14 protein-coding genes are annotated in these 20234 nt (G+C 39.1%); all 14 read right to left on the minus strand.

The window, feature by feature from the left end:
* Positions 1-410: 410 nt before the first annotated feature.
* The gene (locus IPU53_RS21035) at positions 411-1862 is read right to left on the minus strand and encodes a glycoside hydrolase family 32 protein (protein WP_207452969.1); all 1452 of its coding nucleotides are present in this window, start codon (positions 1860-1862) and stop codon (positions 411-413) included.
* A gap of 3 nt (positions 1863-1865) precedes the next feature.
* Positions 1866-4103: a beta-glucosidase BglX gene (bglX, locus tag IPU53_RS21040; RefSeq protein ID WP_207452970.1), complete on the minus strand. Its 2238-nt coding sequence runs from the start codon at positions 4101-4103 to the stop codon at positions 1866-1868.
* 19 nt (positions 4104-4122) lie between these two features.
* Positions 4123-5529 (minus strand): sucrose-specific PTS transporter subunit IIBC, encoded by a 1407-nt coding sequence (locus IPU53_RS21045; RefSeq protein WP_207452971.1) that lies wholly within the window; start codon positions 5527-5529, stop codon positions 4123-4125.
* A 111-nt stretch (positions 5530-5640) separates the two neighbouring features.
* Positions 5641-6471, minus strand: a complete 831-nt coding sequence (locus tag IPU53_RS21050; protein WP_207452972.1) for an AraC family transcriptional regulator — start codon at positions 6469-6471, stop codon at positions 5641-5643.
* A gap of 120 nt (positions 6472-6591) precedes the next feature.
* Entirely contained in the window at positions 6592-7128 is a 537-nt protein-coding gene (gene spoVT / locus IPU53_RS21055; protein WP_207452973.1) for a stage V sporulation protein T, read from the minus strand.
* A gap of 210 nt (positions 7129-7338) precedes the next feature.
* Positions 7339-10854 carry a transcription-repair coupling factor gene (mfd, locus tag IPU53_RS21060; protein WP_207452974.1) on the minus strand — a complete coding sequence of 1172 codons (3516 nt, stop codon included), beginning with the start codon at positions 10852-10854 and terminating at the stop codon, positions 7339-7341.
* A 239-nt stretch (positions 10855-11093) separates the two neighbouring features.
* Positions 11094-11324 carry an anti-sigma-F factor Fin family protein gene (locus tag IPU53_RS21065; protein WP_207452975.1) on the minus strand — a complete coding sequence of 77 codons (231 nt, stop codon included), beginning with the start codon at positions 11322-11324 and terminating at the stop codon, positions 11094-11096.
* 70 nt (positions 11325-11394) lie between these two features.
* Positions 11395-11955 (minus strand): aminoacyl-tRNA hydrolase, encoded by a 561-nt coding sequence (gene pth / locus IPU53_RS21070; protein ID WP_207452976.1) that lies wholly within the window; start codon positions 11953-11955, stop codon positions 11395-11397.
* Positions 11956-12583: 628 nt separating this feature from the next.
* Positions 12584-13210: a 50S ribosomal protein L25/general stress protein Ctc gene (locus IPU53_RS21075; protein WP_207452977.1), complete on the minus strand. Its 627-nt coding sequence runs from the start codon at positions 13208-13210 to the stop codon at positions 12584-12586.
* A gap of 188 nt (positions 13211-13398) precedes the next feature.
* A complete protein-coding gene (locus IPU53_RS21080) occupies positions 13399-14715 on the minus strand; it encodes an ABC transporter substrate-binding protein (RefSeq protein WP_207452978.1) in 1317 nt (438 codons plus the stop codon).
* 251 nt (positions 14716-14966) lie between these two features.
* Positions 14967-16301 carry an ABC transporter substrate-binding protein gene (locus IPU53_RS21085; protein WP_207452979.1) on the minus strand — a complete coding sequence of 445 codons (1335 nt, stop codon included), beginning with the start codon at positions 16299-16301 and terminating at the stop codon, positions 14967-14969.
* 228 nt (positions 16302-16529) lie between these two features.
* Complete coding sequence (locus IPU53_RS21090) at positions 16530-17069, minus strand: glycerol-3-phosphate responsive antiterminator (RefSeq protein ID WP_207452980.1); 540 nt, start codon at positions 17067-17069, stop codon at positions 16530-16532.
* A 632-nt stretch (positions 17070-17701) separates the two neighbouring features.
* Entirely contained in the window at positions 17702-18661 is a 960-nt protein-coding gene (locus tag IPU53_RS21095) for a ribose-phosphate diphosphokinase (RefSeq protein WP_207452981.1), read from the minus strand.
* Positions 18662-18674: 13 nt separating this feature from the next.
* Positions 18675-20048, minus strand: a complete 1374-nt coding sequence (glmU, locus tag IPU53_RS21100; RefSeq protein ID WP_207452982.1) for a bifunctional UDP-N-acetylglucosamine diphosphorylase/glucosamine-1-phosphate N-acetyltransferase GlmU — start codon at positions 20046-20048, stop codon at positions 18675-18677.
* Between the last annotated feature and the right edge of the window lie 186 nt (positions 20049-20234).

Consider the following 20234-nt stretch of genomic DNA (forward strand, 5'->3'; position numbering starts at 1 on the left):
TTTCCATTGACCGGGGCTTTCATTATTTCTTCTGTTGGTTTTTCTTTCCCAAATAATTTTCGTAACATTTTTCAAACCTCCATGTAAGTGTGTGTTCAAAAAAGGGGGGTAAAAAGGACCAAGTCGGCGTTGCCTACAGGACGTAGGCGGTTTTAAATGGGAGATCTTTCCCTTGGTATTCAAGCAGCAGAATGTATGCTTTTAAATACATAAGCACAAGGAAGGCTACCCTGAACCTGCATCGCACGAAGGGAAAGTAGTTTTCTTTTCCAAGGAGCGTAGAAACAAGCCAACGAACTTGCGCGTGTGTGGTGACTTCGGCGTTCGACACAGGACGTGTCGGTACTTAGTCGAAGTTCCTTTATATCACAGTGTCATTTTTACCGGAATTTTTGAACATTCTCTGTAATCTATTGGTTTGCTAGTGTCCACTTTAGTACAGTTGCCTGACTTTTACTCGATGCCCCAAAAAGAATAGAGTCATCTAATAGAGAAGGGTAAAACCGGGCAGTGAATGTCTCCTCACCACCATTTATAAATACTTCGATTGAAGACGTATCGATAAATATCTGGAGTGAAGCTAGTGCCTCAACATAACATTGGCGCTTCTCCGTTAATCCGTCGGCATAGCTCTGTCGTTCTAGGGTAAAAATTCTATCCTCTTTTGAATAAATTAATCTTGCTGTTCCACCAATCGTAATATAAAAGCTTCCCTTCACAACATTGATCTGATCAATCATCAGTTCGAGCTTTTTTCCATGTACACCTGTTAAGTTAATGGTTTCTTGTACTAATTCCAAATGATGGGAGTCAGGCAACCCTCCCCGTAACTGTTCTAACTCTTTTACCGGTTTTTGATATATTTTCCCATCGATTAATTTTAATTCACGTGGAAGGGTCATATTATGAAGCCATTTATAGGGAATTGTCGGATGCTCTTGTTCATTTTGATCTGGTACAGCCATCCAGGCAAATAATATTCTTCTTCCTTTTTGATCTAGGGTGGTCTGAGGAGCATAGAAATCAAAACCACGATCTAATTCATCGAAGGGTCCATGCTGAAAGCTTGTCGTTTCCGGATCGAATGTTCCTACTACATATCCTGACTGATAGGCGTTTTGATATTTGAACCCTTGAGCAGACAGCCCTTGGGGAGAGAAAATTAATATATCTTTTCCATTCAGGTTAAAAAGGTCCGGACATTCGAACATATGGCCGAATTGCCCTAAGGATCCTTTTCCCCCTCCTGCTAATATCCCCATATGTGTCCAATCAGTAAGATTCTCAGAACGTAGTAGTGCCACTGCCCCATTTAATTCAGTTGTTTGAGCACCGATAACCATGAAATACGCTCCATTTTGCTGCCAAACCTTCGGATCTCGGAAATGGGCTGTATATTCATCTGGAAGATGTACAATCGGGCCTTTTTTAGAAAAGTCGATACCATCCTCACTGATGGCCAAGCATTGATAGGTTTGTCGATTCCGGTCTTCATCTTTCACATTGCCGGTATAAAACAAATAAAGCTTCCCGTTATGTTCAATTGCACTTCCTGAATAACAGCCGTTTTTTTCAAACCATTCTGAAGGTGTTAGCGCAATAGGTTGCTCTTCCCAATGAACTAGATCTTTGGATGAAATATGCCCCCAAAACTTTGCACCATGACCTGTCTTAAATGGCATCCACTGATAAAAGAGATGGTATATTCCGTTCCACTGAATAAACCCATTTGGATCATTTAATAAACCAACCGGCGGCATCACATGATAATGGAGGCGGTACGGGTCTTTTTCTACTAACGCTTTATTTTTCTCCACTTCTTCCTCTGCCAGCAATCGAAGCCTTTTGTCTTCATTTAGCATTTCTTACTCGCCCACCAATTCAAAGGTTGCTTTTAACGGTAAGTCTTCACTGCTTGTGCCAATAAAAACATCAAATTTACCAATCTCACTAGCATAACTCAAATCACTACGATAGATTTTTAGTTGCTCTTCGATGATTGTAAACGAAATGGTTGTCGTTTCACCCTTTTCAATAAACACCTTTTTAAAGTCCTTCAGAATCTTAACAGGTCTTGCAGTGCTACCAAAGTGATCTCTTAAATAGAGTTGAACGATTTCCTCTCCATCATAATTTCCTATGTTCTCCACTTCAACCGTTACAACTAATTCATCATGTTTGTTCATCTGCTTCTTATTGAGAGAAAGATTCTTATATTTAAAGTTTGTATACGAGATTCCATAACCAAAGGGATACAATGGTTTATTGGATTCATCAATATAACGTGAAGCGAAGCGATAATAACCATTTTCAGCTAAGTCTGGTCTACCTGTGCCTAACTCACTATAAAAGACTGGTATTTGTCCCATACTTCTTGGGAAGGACATTGAAAGCTTCCCTGATGGATTCGTCACACCGTAAAGTATATTCGCTAAGGCTTCCCCACCCATAGTACCAGGAAACCATGCCTGAATAAGTGCATTTGAGTGTTTTTCAACATCCGTTAAGATCAATGGGCGGCCACTATAAATGATGGTAATGAGTGGTTTGTCTAATGCACTGATAGTCTCGAATAATTCCTGTTGGGGTCTAGGGAGTGTAAGGTCTGTACGTGATCCACCTTCACCACTTTGATAGATGCTTTCACCCAATGCCAAGATCACAACATCTGCGTTCTCAGCTACTGTTTCCGCTTCTGCTATTAATTCATCCTGACTGATTAATTCATCAGGAATTTGCTCTTCAAATTTTCCAAGCGATTTCGTTGAACCCTTCTCTAATAAGTGTGAACCTCTACAAAATTGATTATGGTCATTCTTGGAGATCTTATCGACCCCCTCTTTTAGAGTAATGGTATCTTTTACATCGCCCTTTATTGCCCACATACCTAAAGTAGATGTTTCATCATGATAAGGTCCGATAATGGCTACCTTTTTATCTTTTTCAAGTGGGAGGATGCCATCATTTTTTAATAAAACAATTGATTCTTCAGTAAGTCTTAAGGCTGTTTCCTTATGTTCCTTACTTAAGATACTACTGCTTCCCGCTGACTTATTTTTTAATCCCCTATAAGGATCTTCAAATAGACCGAGTTCATTTTTCAAGTTGACAATTCTATATACCGCTTCGTTTAACAATGTCATCATGTGTTCATTGGATTGAACGGCGGCTGTTAATTCATTTGCAAAAACAGAAGTTTTCATATCAATATCAACCGTAGCTTTTAAAGCAAGTTGAGCGGCTTCTTGCGCACCATTTGCATATCCATGAGTGATTAATTCTTCAACAGCCGCATAATCGGAAATCAGAACACCTGCAAATCCAAATTCATCTCGTAATATTTTCTTATTTAACCATTCATTTCCGGTTGAAGGAATCCCATTTAGTGTATTAAAAGCGGTCATCACAAGCTTTACTTTTGCTTTCACAGCTGCTAAGTAACTTGGTAGATATACTTCTCGCAACATGTGTTCAGACATATCAACTGCGTTATACTCACGTCCTGCTACAGGAGCTCCATAGGCAGCAAAATGCTTTACACAACCTGCAATTTTATCTTCCGGTATCGTGGTCTGTTCCGAACTTCCCTGAAGCCCTTCTACGACACTCTGGGCGTATAATTCGGCTATTAGGAGATCCTCTCCTGGAGACTCCATGACACGTCCCCACCGAGGATCTCTTACAATATCGACCATAGGGGCAAACGTAACATGTACCCCTTCCTCATAGCACTCCTTGGCACTTACAGAAGCTGCTTCTTCAATTAAAGGGAAGTTCCAGCTACAAGCCTGTGCCAATGGAATAGGAAAGATCGTTCTAAATCCATAAATGATATCAGCCATAAAAAGCAAAGGGATTTTATGGCTTGAGTTTTTAAGATACTTATCTTGAATCTTTATTATTTCATCGGCGCTCGTAATATTTAGGATGGAACCCGTATGATAAATATTATACTCTTCGTGCAGTCCTAATTTTTTGATCGGACCCGTAACAGTGGTCTCAGTCCCATTCGCAAAGAAATCTCCAGTTAGTTGTACAAGTTGACCAATTTTTTCCTCAACAGAAAGAGAATCAATCAGAGCTAGAAGTCCATTTTTTTCCATCAGTAAAAATCCTTCCTAATTAGTTCGTTTTTTGTTTATCTTTAAAACCAAAAAGATACGTTAGGATAAAGGCTACAGCGAATCCGATAACACAAACTAAAACATAGCCAAAAATTTGGTTATTTAAGTAAAGCAAAAGTCCAGGAATCACTGTGATCGACATCCCTGTTGCTGATAATTGAAGTAAACCGGCAACAAACCCACCTGCTGCTCCACCAATTAATCCCATAATAAACGGTTTTCCATAACGTAGTGTCACACCAAAGATTGCTGGTTCTGTAATTCCTAATAAAGCAGAAAAGGTTGATGGAAAAGCAATCGCCTTTGTCTTTATATTCCTTGATTTTACTGCAACTGCAAATGCAGCCCCAGCTTGCGCAGCAATAGAGGCCGAGCTAATTGGGTTAACTAAGTTTTTGCCTGTATCTGCAAGCATTTGGATCTCAATTAAATTCAATGGATGATGTAGTCCTGTTACAACAATAAGTTGATTGATACCACCATAAACTAGACCACCAATTCCAAATGGTAATTCTAAAATATACGTAACAGCAGTTAATAATAATAACTCTGCTTCATGAAAGACAGGTCCAATTAGGAAAAAGGCTAGAACGATCATGATAAGTAATGTTAAAAAGGGTGTAAGGATTAGGTCGAGTGCATTCGGTACCTTTTTACGGATAAATGTTTCGACCTTCGCACCCAATGCTCCTGCGATAAATGCGGGCAAGACTGAGCCTTGATAACCAGCAACTTTTATAAATCCGAAGAATTTTATTGGTTCTTCTACATTTTGTGCAACATCCCATGAAGTTGGCAGGCTAGGGTTGACAAGCATTAATCCTAATAATATTCCTAATAATTGAGAGCCTCCAAACACTTTGAACGCTGACCAACAAACGAGTACTGGTAAGAAAGCAAACGCAGTATCCGTTAAGATTTCAGTAAATGTAATGAAATTATCTGAAATACTGTCTGGCGTTAAACCGAAAAACGCTAGGATCGAAGGCTGTAAAATTAACCCCCTTACCCCCATAAATAATCCGGTAGCGACCAACGCTGGAATAATTGGTACAAATACATCTCCAAAAAGACGAATTATTTTCAAGAAGATATTGTCATCTTTTTTGTCTGAAGCAATCTCTTTTAATTCTGATTTTGTCGTACCAGAAATTCCTACTTGAAGCATTGCTTCATAGACCCGATTCACGGTACCGGTTCCAAAAATAATTTGGTATTGCCCGGAAGTAAAGAAGACGCCCTTAGCCATATCGATCTCCTCAATCACTTCGTCATCAATCACATCCCGGTCTTTGACAATTAGCCTTAGCCGGGTCGCACAATGGGCCATCGATATAATATTGTCTTTCCCGCCGACGCCTTCAATGACATCTTGAGCAATTTTTTTATAATCAGTATTACTCATTTTTTTACCCCATTTCTGTAATAGTATTTATGTCAATTCATGCTATTTAAATGACCTATATCAACAATGATAATAGGAATACGTAAATAGGGCGTTGCACTTTTTTACTATTTAAGGGTCATTTTTTGACCTTTTATAGTATTTAGGATTGATGTTCATAGTTAATTGGAAATAGTTCCTAAATGACTTTACATTTGAGAAACCTGATTCATATGCAATTTGTGTAAGTGTCTTATCAGTCGTATCCATAAGCACAATGGCCTTTTCTAAACAAAGGTTTCTTTTGAAATCTAAGAATGTCTGTCCAGTGATTGAATGAAATAAACGAGAGAGATAGGCTTCTGAATAACCACAAGCAGAAGCAGTTTCTTTTAGACTAGGATTTTCTTTATAGTGTTTTTTTAGATACTCTACAACAATTTCAAGCTGCTTTAATTGCTTTCGTTCCTGATGTTTATCTTTTTCGTTATTGTTAGAAGCAAAATGGGTAACCAGCAAATATTTTAAGTTCAGTACTTTACTTCGTTCCATTAAGTAGTCATACTCATTCTGCGATAAATGATACGCTTTAATGTCGATTATGAGCTGTCTAATTTCATCTAATATTTTAGATTGCTCATGGCTTTCACAAGTACTTAATCGGATTGAGACCTTTTCTTCCTTAAGGAAATTTTCCGGAAACTGTATAATAGATACATGATTATGGGTAATGCTCTGGGTAGAATGTGGTGTATCCGAATTAATAAATAGCAGATCACCACTATTCATTATAATCTTTCTTCCTTCATACCAAACTTTTAAGCTACCTTCTCTGCAAAAAATAAATTCAGGGCTATGATGCCAATGCATAGGAATAATTCTTTCTGTATCTTTTGCTTTAAATGAAAAGAATTTAATGGACTTTTTTTGATTGATTTCAATGTATTCGTATAAATTATTCAAAATCAAATGTCTCCCCTTCGGACATAACTGAAATAATAAGGGTCCTCTTTTCGTCGAACAATCGACTAAGGAGGACCCGAAGTTTGTACGCAGCTGAAACAGTCGGCTACGCTTTTCTTATTAAGATTCCATTTGCCTTGCTAAAAAGCTGGCGGCTGTTTCGGCGGATTTTTGTTCAATTTCGCCAATTGTGCGATCTTTAGAGAAGATAACGACTGCTCCAATCGGATCACCGCTCGCAATAATCGGTGAAACAGCATATGAGGTTAGTTCTTCTTGATTCCCTTCCACTAATATCGTATTTCCGGCATTTTTTTCAATCCGGGAAGTACGATCCGCCATCGATCTCTCAATCACTTCACCATTATGTTTATTCAAATAGTCCTTTTTAGAAATTCCAGCAACAGCAATGGCGCTGTCTCGGTCACAAATTAAAATAGAACTGCCTAAACTTTCAAATAAGGCTTCTGCATATTCCTTAGCAAAATCCCCCAATTCACTAATAGGTGAATATTTTTTTAAAATAACCTCGCCGTCTCGATCCACAAAGATCTCAAGTGGATCCCCCTCTCGAATTCTTAAGGTCCTGCGGATTTCTTTTGGGATAACCACTCTTCCCAAATCATCGATTCGACGAACGATACCAGTTGCTTTCATCTTATGTTGCCTCACTTTCATCTGATGATTTTCAGAAACACAATCCGATAGTCATGATTGGCAAATCTTTACCAATTAAGGAAGTGTCTCTGCTATTTTGCTTTCATTTCCAACGGTTGTTAAATTTAGTATCTTTCAGATGAAGAGTTCTATTCATAAATTCACTTATTTTTTTGGTCGGGGTATGCAAAAATGTTTTATTTTGTAATATCAGCGACTAGCTGTTTTTAGTTCTTTCATTATTTTCTTAACCATTTCCAGCCATTCTTGTTGGTTCATTTTCCCGATTTGGATGGTAATTTTTAATTGAGAGCCATCCATACCAAGACCCACTTTTCTGCCAAATTGGCTACAAATCTTAAATACCTTCGAGCCGTCGGTTTCACCTGTGCCTAGCTCTGACATGTGAATAGCAATTTCGGATTTGGATTGTTTGATCGATTCCAGTTTGGCTTCTTTTGCATATACTTTCATTTCAGCCACAGTAAATAATAGTTCGACCTGCTCTGGGTAATCGCCAAAGCGATCAATCATTTCTTCTTGTAGTTCTCCAAGTTCACCTAATGTATCAATATTTCTAAAACGTTTGTACATCTCAATTTTTTGGCGTCCGTCCTTAATATAAGTATCCGGAATATAGGCATCCAGTTCTAATTCCACTTCAAATGCCGGCGGCTGTTGTTGAGTAATCTCGCCCCTGCGCTCATCAATCGCTTCTTTCAGCATTTGTGAGTATAAATCAAAACCTACTGAATCAATAAATCCATGTTGCTGAGATCCTAACAGATTTCCGGCGCCTCGAATTGACAAATCTCGCATAGCAATTTTAAAGCCTGAACCCAATTCGGTAAATTCCTTAATTGATTGTAATCTTTTTTCTGCGACCTCTGTCAGCACTTTATTTCTTCTGTACGTAAAATACGCATAAGCAACGCGATTGGAACGCCCGACTCGTCCTCTTAATTGATAGAGTTGGGAAAGTCCCATCCGATCAGCATCATGAACAATTAGTGTATTCACATTTGGGATATCGACACCTGTTTCAATAATCGTTGTTGTTACTAATACATCGAATTCCCCATCAAGAAAGCTAAGAATCACTGATTCTAATTCTGTCTCTGTCATTTGCCCATGGGCATAGGCCACTCTCGCATCAGGTACAAGTAAAGAGACTTCTTCTGCTTTTCTCTCGATATCCTCGACACGATTATATAAGAAATAGACTTGGCCTCCTCTGGCAAGTTCCCGTTCAATTGATTCCTTGACAAGGGAGCCATTATACTCCATCACGTATGTTTGGATTGGAAAGCGATTTTCCGGTGGTGTTTCGATGACAGATAAATCTCGTACTCCTAGCATTGACATATGCAAAGTTCTTGGGATTGGCGTTGCTGTAAGGGTTAATACATCAATATTAGCCTTTAACTGTTTCAATTTTTCCTTATGGGTTACACCAAAACGTTGTTCTTCATCCACAATTAATAACCCTAAGTCTGCAAACTGAACATCCTTAGATAAAAGCCGATGTGTTCCAACTACAATATCGATCGTTCCATTTTTTAAGCCCTTTGTTGTTTCCGTTTGTTGCTTTCTCGTTCGGAATCGGCTAAGGGAACTAATATTGATAGGATAGTCTTGAAATCTCTCTTTCACTGTTTCAAAATGTTGCTGGGCTAATATTGTCGTTGGCACAAGAAACGCGACCTGTTTTCCTTCCATAATCGCTTTAAAAGCTGCTCGAATGGCGACTTCAGTTTTTCCGTAACCTACATCTCCGCATAAAAGTCGATCCATCGGTCTTTCCTTTTCCATATCTCGCTTAATTTCCACAATAGAACGCAGCTGATCCTCTGTCTCCTGATAAGGGAAAGAGGTTTCTAGCTCTCTTTGCATATCACCATCTGGCGAAAAAGCATAGCCTTTAGCCGCTTCTCTTTCTGCATATAGCTTAATCAGATCATCTGCAATATCTTTAACAGATGTTTCCACTTTCTTTTTAACACGTTTCCAGTCACTGCCGCCTAATTTATAGATTTTAGGGTCTTTTCCCTCAGAGGCGACATATTTTTGCACTAAGTCAATTTGTTCTACGGGTACATATAGCTTGTCACTGCCTTGATACCTTAAATGCAAATAATCTTTATGCACCCCATTAATGACAAGTGTTTCAATACCAAGGTATTTTCCAATTCCATGATTGACATGAACAACATAATCGCCTACTTGTAATTCAGAATAACTTTTAATTCGTTCAGCATTTGATAACTTTTGCTTTCTTTTTACTTTTCTTGTTGTTTTATTAAAAATTTCTTCTTCCGTAATAACAGCCATTCTGGATCCTTGTAATTCAAAACCTGTCGTCAGTGAACCGATCATAATTTGAATCCCGGAGTCCCTTATTGAGGGTTCCTTTACAACGGCTGCTTCTATTTCGTAATCCTCTAAAACCGAATGTAACTTTTCAGCTCTTTCTTGGTTAGGAGCTAAAAAAATAACGGAATATTGGTTATGATGCCAGCGATCTACTTCTCCCTTTAACACATGCATTTGACCATGGAAGTTTTGCATTGGCTTACAAGAAATATTGGAGATATTTTGTGGATTGGTATTCGCTATATGGCGCAAAAACATTGAAAGATAAATTTTAGGCTGTGATCGATGGGTGGTCAGCAATTCCGAAAACTGAAGTGATACAGGAACATCATGCACCATTTCTCCTTGTTCCAATAAGGATGTATACCACTCTGCTTCTTCCTTTTCCAATCTTTCATTCATTTCTTGAATACGACTCATCTCATCGAAGATAAGTAAACCGTTGGTAGAAAGATAATCTAGTAAACTTGCTGCCGGATCATAATCAAAAGACAAGTACTTGAAAAATTGCTCTGGCTTCTGCCCATTCCGCAATTGTTCTAAGTCATACCCAATCTTCTCTGCCATTCTTTCCTTTGCATCTTGACTTCTCAATTTTTTTAAAGACTTGGCAAGGGACTCTTCCAATTTTGTGGCAATCGCCTTTAGCTGTGCGCTGCCAACAGGTGATTCAGTAGCAGGGCCGATCAATATCCTTTCTCTCTTTTCCTTTGACCGTTGATCTTCCAAAGAAAAGGTTCGAATAGAATCTACTTCTGTATCAAACAATTCAATTCGAATCGGGTCTGTTTCAGTTAATGGGTAAATATCAATAATTCCCCCACGCATACTAAATTCACCTGGAGCACTGACCATATCTGTCCGTTGATATCCCATTTCTACAAATCGTAGTATCTCTTTCTCTACATTTAATTCTCCGCCAACCTCAATAGCCAGTAAATGTTTCTGCCATTCAGTTGGAGTAGGCAAAATTCTCCTCAGACCTGCAACAGGCACAACAAAAACACCGGGCCGACCAGATGCCATATAATTCAGCGTCTCAATTCGTTGCGCACGTAGCTCAGGACTTGCGATACCAATTTCTGCGGCAATCAATTCATTAGCCGGATAAAGAAATAAGCGTTCCTCACTCATTAATTGCTGCAAATCCTCATATATCTTCTGTGCTTGTAAAAGATTATGTGTCACGACAATGATTGACTTCTCTGTATTATTCGCAACAGATGCAATAACGGCGGATCTTGCAGAACCGGTTAATCCCGAAACAAGCTGCTCTTCTAAATTCTCATCTATTCCTGATAAAATTGATTGTATTTCTGTTTGTTGTGAAATTAAATTTGTTAATGCTTCCATACCTTACTCCTTTTTCTAAAAAGCTTTGACAAAAGCGCTAGCGCCCTTGTTAGCTCAAATGTCCTGAAACAAGAAAGTCCGGTTTTGACTTTTATTGAATCAGACCCACATTTAAATGTATAAAGTGAAACTTCAATCAGTGGGGGGATTATTGGTCCGTTAATGCGGGATAAAATACCCAATAATAAAAAGACTGATTTTGTTAACAGAAAAATGCTTTGGATAACAGTCCAAAGCGTTTAATGAATAAAAAAGTCATACTGATGCAAATCAGGGTTTTTCTCAAAAGCCTTTTGGCAATTCTCACAAATAGTTTGAATTTGGATATCTCCATTTCCACTATAAGTGATCATTTCTTGTCTTTCAATCTCATTTAATTGATGAATACCTAATTCTTCCTCTGTAAGTAGTTCACCATCAATTTTTCCAACTTCTGTAGCACAATGACGGCAAAAATACTGAACCTTCATAAAAACGCGCCTCCTTACAAAAACAATCGGTTCATATAGTATGAACAGGTTTGTAAAGAGTTATTCATCATTAGATATTAAACTGATTCATCACTTCAAGAAATGGCTTTTCAAACCAAGCCTCACAAGCATCCGCACACTTATCAATCACAGGCTGCATGTGTTGCCATTCTTCTTTATGGAATTCCCCTAATACATAATCCGGTACAGTCATGCCCGTAGGCGGACGATTAATCCCCACGCGAATTCGATTAAATTCTTGTGTACCCAAATGGGCAATCATTGATTTTATGCCATTATGGCCACCAGCACTTCCTTTTTGTCGCAAACGAATCTTCCCTACCGGTAAATCTAAATCATCATAAATCACTAATAAATCTTCTTGCTTTATATCAAAATAGTCCATCATAGGGCGAATACAGTCTCCCGATAAGTTCATAAAGGTGAGAGGTTTTACAAGAAGAATCTTTTCTCCATTATGGTGAAGCAAAGAATACACCCCATTAAATTTTGCCTTTGTTAACGGGATACCATATCGATCAGCCAATTGGTCTACCACTTCGAAGCCAATATTATGCCTTGTTCGATTATATGATCGACCCGGATTTCCTAATCCAGCAATTAATTTCATCTTTTATACACTCCAATATATCACACAATGACCATTCCCTTTATTATACAGGAAAGTCGATCCTAAGAGAACTGCCTTTTTAAGAACAAAAGCGCAAGCGCCCGTTTAGCGACGTACAAACTTTTTAGGGTTCTGACGAGATAAAGGAAACACCATGAGCTTGGAAAGCGAATGGATGTTGACTTATCGTAGGAAGAAACCGAAAGTTTGCTAGTCGCTGGGCGCTGGAGCTGGATGTCAAGCCGCAACGTAAACAGTTATCCACAGGCCAAGAATTTTATAGTTTCCTTAACAACAAGAAAAGCGCAAGGCGCCCGCCTATCGGCGACAAGCAAATGTTCTGAGACAAAGAAAGGCGTTCTTTGCCCTTCATTGGCTCAGGTTATTTGACCTCGAGCCGATGGCGCCTGGAGCTAGACAACGAAACTCAAAATTACAACTTATCCACAAGCGACAATTTTATAGTTTCCTTAACAAGAACAAAAGCGCAAGCGCCTTGGTTTTAGGTAGATCCGCCATTAGCCAAATTTTTTATCTTTTTTAATCTTGTAAAAGAGCACAGCGATAAAGCGCAGCCTTGCTTCGGCTGCGCAGTCTCACTTTTATATAATCAAAACCTTGTTTATAATTATTCTTCAGAAGACTTGTCTTCACCAATGACTTCCGGTTCAGCTTGAGTATCTGAATCAGTAGATTCTTCCACTTCTTCCCTCGGTGGCTGTACAGTGACAATTGTTTCTACTTCTTCATGATTAATCGTGATATTATATTTATCTTTAATATCTCCCACTGTTATGGTGTCACCGATTTGTTGATCTGTAACATCCACTTCGAAGACTTCTGGGATATTGCTTGGTGTTGCTGTCACACTTAGTTCGTATAGGACTTGCTGGGTGACGCCACCTTGCTTAGCACCTTCCGCTTCCCCAACTAGTTCAACACGCACAAGAGCATCCATTTCTTGTTTCATATCAACCGCTAGAAAATCGGCATGTGTTACTTCATTTTTAATTGGATCTTGTTGATATTCATGTAGAATAACATTGGTTTTCTTTCCATCCAGATCTAAAGCAATAACACCATTTCTTCCGACCTCACGCATCGTTTTAATAAATTCAATGCTATTGATGAAAATAGGTGTATTTTCAACTCGGTAACCGTATACAACGGCGGGGATATCTCCACGCTCGCGAATTTCTGTTAATTGTGAACGACGTCCGTGTTCACGACGATTTGCAGCTAAAACTGATTCCATTAATGACACGACCTCTCGCAATTATTCAAAATACTATACTTCTATCTATACCCTACCACATTAGAAAATAAACTTCTAATGAAAAGGTTTCAAATTCGGAAATACTCTGAATATGCGGAATTAAAAAGTAAGTCTTAGCTTTCTAGAAAAAGCAGTTTGAACACAATTAGATTTCGTTTTCAAACATTTTATTGCTGGGCTTTCGCATCTTCAACAGCAACATTGATCTCTTCTTCCAGTTCTCTTAATGCTGTATTCACATCAATGTCTGTTTCTGCTAATTTCAAGATTGTTTCATCATAATTAACGAATGAATCCCAACGGCTAACTTGTTCATATTCGGCTGGTGTCCGCTGATAAAATGCTAGGACATTCTTGCCTTCATAGCCCGGATCGTCCTGTCCATATTGTGCTTCCAGCTCTGCATCAATATAAGCAGGCCCACCAGCTGCCGTACGTGCCCTTCTTGTTTGGTTTTCTTTCGAGACGTATTCCATCAACACTTCAAAAGCAAGCTCAATATTGTCACTATGCTTATTAATCATCATTGGTGTCGTTCCGAGATAATGCCCCGTATCTGGCTGCTCTTTCCAAACTGGCTGTGGAGCAATTTCAATATTTTCTCTTGTATACTCCATTTCTCCATATTCCCCAGTTAAGAAAGATTGCCAATCAATCGCCATAGCTGCCATATTATCCTGGAACATATTGCCATCATGATCCTTTTGCCACTCGTAGATACTAGGAATTCGATAATATTTATAAAGCAATTCAAAGTATTGCTTAAAACGCGGGTCTTCTGTCACAAGAGACTCTCCAGTCTCAGAATCAGTCGCATTAATGGCTAGTTGACGCAGTGGCAAAGAAATGGAAGAGCCGCGAACAGAGTCGCTTCCGCTTAACTGCAAACCAATATAATTGATTCCATTTCGTTCTCCTGTCATCTCTCGCGCTAAATCAAGTAATTCGTCCCAAGTCATACTCTCTTCTGGATCAGGATAAGGCACCCCGAACAGATCAAAGATTTCTTTGTTGTAATATAGTGTGGCATAACCCGTTCCATCCGGCATACCGATTAATCGCCCTTCTCCAGCTGGATCGAGCGCTCTGATATGTGCCACAAGCCCAGGATCAAGGCTGTCTAAATCAAAACCAAACTGTTCAACTAGATCATCTAAAGGAAGTAGCATATCTAAATCTTCTAATATATGCACCCCTCCGCCTGTAATAATATCCGGTGTTACACCACTAGCCATAACCTCTTGCAGGTTCTCAGACGTTACATCACTTTGAATATGTTGAAGTGACACATGACCCATCTTATGGTTCACTAACCCCATTCGATCCTGCATTCGCTCCTCATCCCAGCGATCCACCATCGTGATCACAACGGGCTCTTCTTCATTTGTCGCTTCTTCTTGCGATGATTCTGCAGAATCCTCTTGTAAATCAGGGGCGATAATTTCTGATGCACCGCTGCTGCCATTATTGTTTGAACAAGCCATTAACACCATTCCTATCAATCCTAAAAGAACAAGTAACTTTATTGGCTTAAAGATGTAGGCATCTTCTTCCCTCTCTCCATTAAAAGTAAGCACTCTTCGCTAGCGCTTTCCCATCAAAATATATTCCAGACAGAACCTCCACCCTATATACCGAAGAGTGGTGCACCCTTTCTGCTGTTATTTGAATTGAAGATTATTGCAATATACTCAGCTTAAAAGGAACATGGCCCTTAAACAATTATCTCATCAGGTTAATTTTCTTTCTCTTGTAACTCTTGGACTTTTTTATCTGCTTCTTCTTCCGCTTCGCGGAGAACCGTATTAATATCTACTTTGTCAATCGCAAGCTTGCGCTGGGCCTCTCCTAAAATAGAGTAAATATCAGCGTCATACAGTGTCGGTGTTGGAGTTGGGGCTGGCTCAACAGAAAATATATCATCGAGTACCTCTTGTTCATATAAACCTGCTCCTTCTGCATAAGCCCCGCGAATTTCTTCATTATCAAGTACACTCAAACGAAGCACCTCTTTCCCAAGATATGTTTGCGCCTCCTCTGTCACAAGCTCTGCCACTGCGAGCATTGCCGCTTCGCGATTTTCAGCTGTTTCAGGTACTAAAAATAAATGATAGTCAATTTCTCTTCCAAGGTCTGGATTCTCAGATGTTGTTGGAAAGCTTGTAAGGCCCCAGTTTACTCCAGTTTCCTCCATGATAGGAATCCGACTTGTAAAGGCAGCAAACCAATATGGCACCATCGCCAAGCGCCGCTCTTCCATAAAATAATTGAAATTATAATTATACTGTTCCTCGTTTACAACCCCGGGCATCTGGTATAACTGTTCAAGCTGTCTAAAAATCTCTTGATATTCAGGTGTATTAATGGTTGCCTTGCCATTTTCATCGACAACTGGCAGGGATCTTGGGCGAGACATGATTTGCGGCCCTCCTGGAGAGAATCCAATATAATCTGTTCCACCGACATTTCCTGTCACCTGTTTAGACAGCTCGATCACCTCATCCCATGTCATCCCTGACTCTGGATAAGAAACACCAAATTGATCAAAAATATCTTTATTATAAGCAAGGACTCCTTGGTTCATAGAAACAGGCATTCCATAAATAGCTCCTGGTTTCCCTGTCAGCTCCGCAAAACTATTCAGGTTTTCTACAATAGCCGGGTTAAACTGATCGAGAGAGAGGCCACTTGTCTCAAAAAACTCAGACATGTCCCCTACGAGCTCCATGTCAATCTGCTCTAATAAGCTATAATTACTGGTTGCAATCAAATCAGGCACCTTACCAGATGCAATCATTTCTTCGATATTGACGTCTTTCAACATCTCGATCGAGAGATTCCGATACTTTTCAAGGGCTGGAGCAAATAACTCATCGGCCATCTCCTGATCAATAATCCCCATCGCCTTATTCCAAAGCGTTAATGTAACAGGTTCATCGAATACAGATTCATCCACTACTTCTGCTTCATTTGCATCATTTTCATCCCCACTTGTGTCTTGAGCACCATTCTGACAGCCAACTAATAACATAACTATGAAACCAAGATACACAACTAGTGACTTCTTCATTACCCCTCAATCCCCTCATCGTTTTGTGTTTTATCCGGAAAACAGAAAACAACCCTAATACGAATTGACAAATATCAATTCGCATTAGGGTTGTCTCAGTTCGTCTCCACCCGGATTTTTATTATTCTATTAAACTGCGATAATAAGCGCTAGATTCCTGCGCTGGAAATCTTATTACTCATTATCGTTGAAATCGTTTACAATTTCAAGTCCCTTTTTTATATTTCTTTAGTCATCGCTGATATGGCTAGCTGAAACAGCTGCTGCTCCTGCCTGCAAAGCTGCATTCATTTCTTCCTTTGTTTTGAATAAACCACCTGCCACCACAGGAAAAGGGACACTGTTGACTAGCTCCTTAATCACACGCGGCATCAAGCCTGGCATCGCCTCTATAGCATCTGGCTGGATTTTGATTGCTGTCTCAATTGCCTTTTCCATTGCATGTGTGTCAATAAGGAAAATACGCTGAACCGTTTTTAATCCATTTTTCTTACCTTGAATAATTGATTGACTCCGTGTGCTAATAATACCATCTGGCGCAATCACTTCAGCAACATAACTCATACCATCCTGTGTATGGCTCTCAATCCCAGTAATAAAGTCAACATGGACAAACACGGTCTTGCCTGCATTTTGCAAATGATAAACATACTCTGGTAATTCCATCATTTTCCCAGTTAATAAAAAGATGGTCTGATAAGATGATTTCAGGCATTCGTCGGCCTGGTCCCAATTTGTTATTGTATAGATATAAGGCTGTTTAAACATATAATTGCTCCTTTATCTCAAAATAATATCCTAACATTCTGTTAGTTATTGCTCCCGCATGGCTATATCTCTTTCAGCAAGATTAAAACTAGTATTGAGGATGTCACATCTGCTATCCCCTCCCCTAACATCTCCTTAAATGTTCTGGGCCAAAGATAGGCATTCTTTGCCTATCTTTGGCCCAGGTTAAAGTAGAACATCAGCTAAAAGCATGCGCCTGGCAGCAGACTCAACTGACATCCTGCCTTCATCTGCACTAGTACACCTGTGCGTCGTAACGCCGATGGACTCGCCTCACACCGATGGCGCTTAGAGCTAGACATCGAACACGATATCATACAAGTTTACCCACAAACTAGGATTTTATTGTTTTGAAAAACAAAAAAACCCTAATTGAAGAAAGGATCAACACAAAATGCAAGCATATCCTTTGTTCAATTAGGGTTTTCTCATAGTCTCCACCCAAATGTCCATATGTCAGCCACTTTTATAGATGCTCTTATTCGCATTTTTCTATATCCATTTTCACTGTCAATTGGGCTTTTAAGTGTTACAAATAAAGATAGAGGAAGAAAGGATCTAAAACCTAAAAACAAGATTTTGATCCTTTCTTTCAATTAAAATTCAAACAATTAATCAAATAACGTACTAACTGAGAGATTTTCATGAACACGGATAATGGCTTCACTTAATAGAGAAGCAACAGAAAGCTCTTTAATCTTATCAATTTTCTTTTCCTCTGGAAGAGCAATAGAATTTGTAATCACTAATTCTTTAATATTAGAGCTCTCAATCCGATCAATAGCCGGTCCTGATAAAACGGGGTGTGTACAGCATGCATACACTTCTTTTGCTCCATTATCTGCAAGTGCCTTTGCAGCAAGGGTGATGGTTCCCGCTGTATCAATAATATCATCAATTAAAATAGCAACTTTACCATCTACATTCCCAACGATATTCATAATTTCCGCCACATTTGGACGTGGGCGTCGCTTATCAATAATCGCAATTGGCGCCTTCAGACGATCCGCAAGCTTTCTAGCCCGCGTAACACCACCATGGTCAGGAGAAACAATGACGATTTCATCCTTTGAATAATTCTTTGCTTTAAAATAGTCCCCTAAGATCGGCACACCCATTAAGTGGTCAATCGGAACATCAAAGAAGCCTTGAATTTGTGGTGCATGTAAGTCTAATGTAATAAGGCGAGTGGCCCCTGCTGTTTCAATTAGATTGGCAACAAGTTTCGCTGTAATTGGTTCTCTTGCTCTAGCCTTACGATCTTGACGTGCATAACCATAATAAGGTAAAACAATGTTAATTGTCTTTGCGGAAGCTCTTTTTAAAGCATCAATCATAATTAAAAGTTCCATTAAATTATGATTAACTGGGGAACATGTTGACTGTACAACATAGACATCACAGCCACGTATGCTTTCCTCAATATTAATCTGAATTTCACCGTCACTAAAGTTATGGACCGTACATTTCCCCAGTTCCAATCCTACAACATCAGCAATTTCTTGCGCTAATGCACGGTTCGAACTTAATGAAAAAATTTTCAAGCTTGGGTCAAGATATTGATTTGACATTTTGAGCCTCCAATTATTTATCCAAATTTAGTTTCTTGACATAGTCTTCTTTATTAACCTGTCTAGCACGTGCAATCGATAAGGCCTTTTCAGGTACATCATCTGTAATAGTAGAACCTGCGGCGATATAGGAATTCTTCTTAATCGTGACAGGAGCGACAAGATTCGAGTTACACCCAACAAAAACATCGTCTTCAATTTTTGTTAAAAATTTGTTCTTACCATCATAATTTACTGTGATAGACCCACAACCTAGATTCACATTAGAACCCACTTCAGCATCACCAATATAGCTTAAGTGTGAAGCCTTGCTTCCCTTACCAAAGTCAACCTTTTTAAGCTCAACAAAATTTCCGATCTTCACTTCATCATGAATGGTTGATTGTGGTCGGATATGTGCGTAAGGACCAATATTAACATGAGAGCCAATCGAGCTATCATGAACAACCGATTGACGAATGTTCGTATTAGAACCAACGATAGCATTTTCTAACTCACTATTTGGCCCAATTTGACAATCATCCCCAATCACAGTCTGTCCTTTTATCACCGTTCCAGGATGAACAATGGTATCCATCCCAATTTCCACATCCGTATCAATATACGTATTAGCAGGATCCACGATTGTCACACCATTTGCCATATGTTTTTCATTAATTCTTGTTCTCATAATCTTCTCTGCCCGTGAAAGGGCCAAACGATCATTAATACCCATTGTTTCATTGAAATCATTTGTTTGGAAAGCTGAAACAACTTCATTCTTAGCCTTCAATATTTCAATGACATCTGTTAAGTAATACTCGCCTTGGGAATTATCATTCGAAACCTCTTCAAGCGCTGCAAATAAAGCATGATTATCAAAGCAAAACATTCCCGTGTTAATTTCTTTTACATTTCTTTCTTCTTCATTGGCATCTTTATGTTCTACAATCTTTTCAACTTGGCCTGTATGATTGCGGATGACTCTGCCGTATCCTGTTGGATCCTCTGCATAGGCAGTTAAAATCGTTGCCTTTGCTTGTTGCTGATCATGTGCTGCGAATAATGATTCTAAAGTATCTGTACTAATAAGAGGGGTATCGCCGCAAATGACGAGCGTGGTCCCTTCTTTATCCTTCAATAACTCTTTGGCCTGCATCACAGCATGAGCTGTGCCAAGCTGTTGTTCCTGAATCACAAATTCACTTCGATCTTTTAACTGTGTCTGTACAAGCTCTGCCCCATGTCCAACAACGGTCACCGTTTTCCTTACTTGAAGCTTCGCAATATTATCTACAATATGTTCTACCATCGGTTTTCCACAAACCGGATGAAGTACTTTATAAAATTTCGACTTCATTCGGGTCCCGAGTCCTGCTGCAAGAATTACAGCAAATCTATTCGCCATAAACGGACCTCCAATAACCTTTTTTCCATTATTGAATATATCTTATCTACTAGTATTTTTCAAGAAATCCAATACTTTCTATTAAAAGTACGCGTTCAAAAAAGAGGATAAAAAGGACCAATTCGCACGAAGGAAAAGCAGTTTTCTTTTCCAAGGAACGGAGAAACAAGTCAACTAAACTTGCGC

This window comes from Bacillus sp. SD088 (genome assembly GCF_017355205.1).
GTDB lineage: Bacteria > Bacillota > Bacilli > Bacillales > Bacillaceae_C > Lederbergia.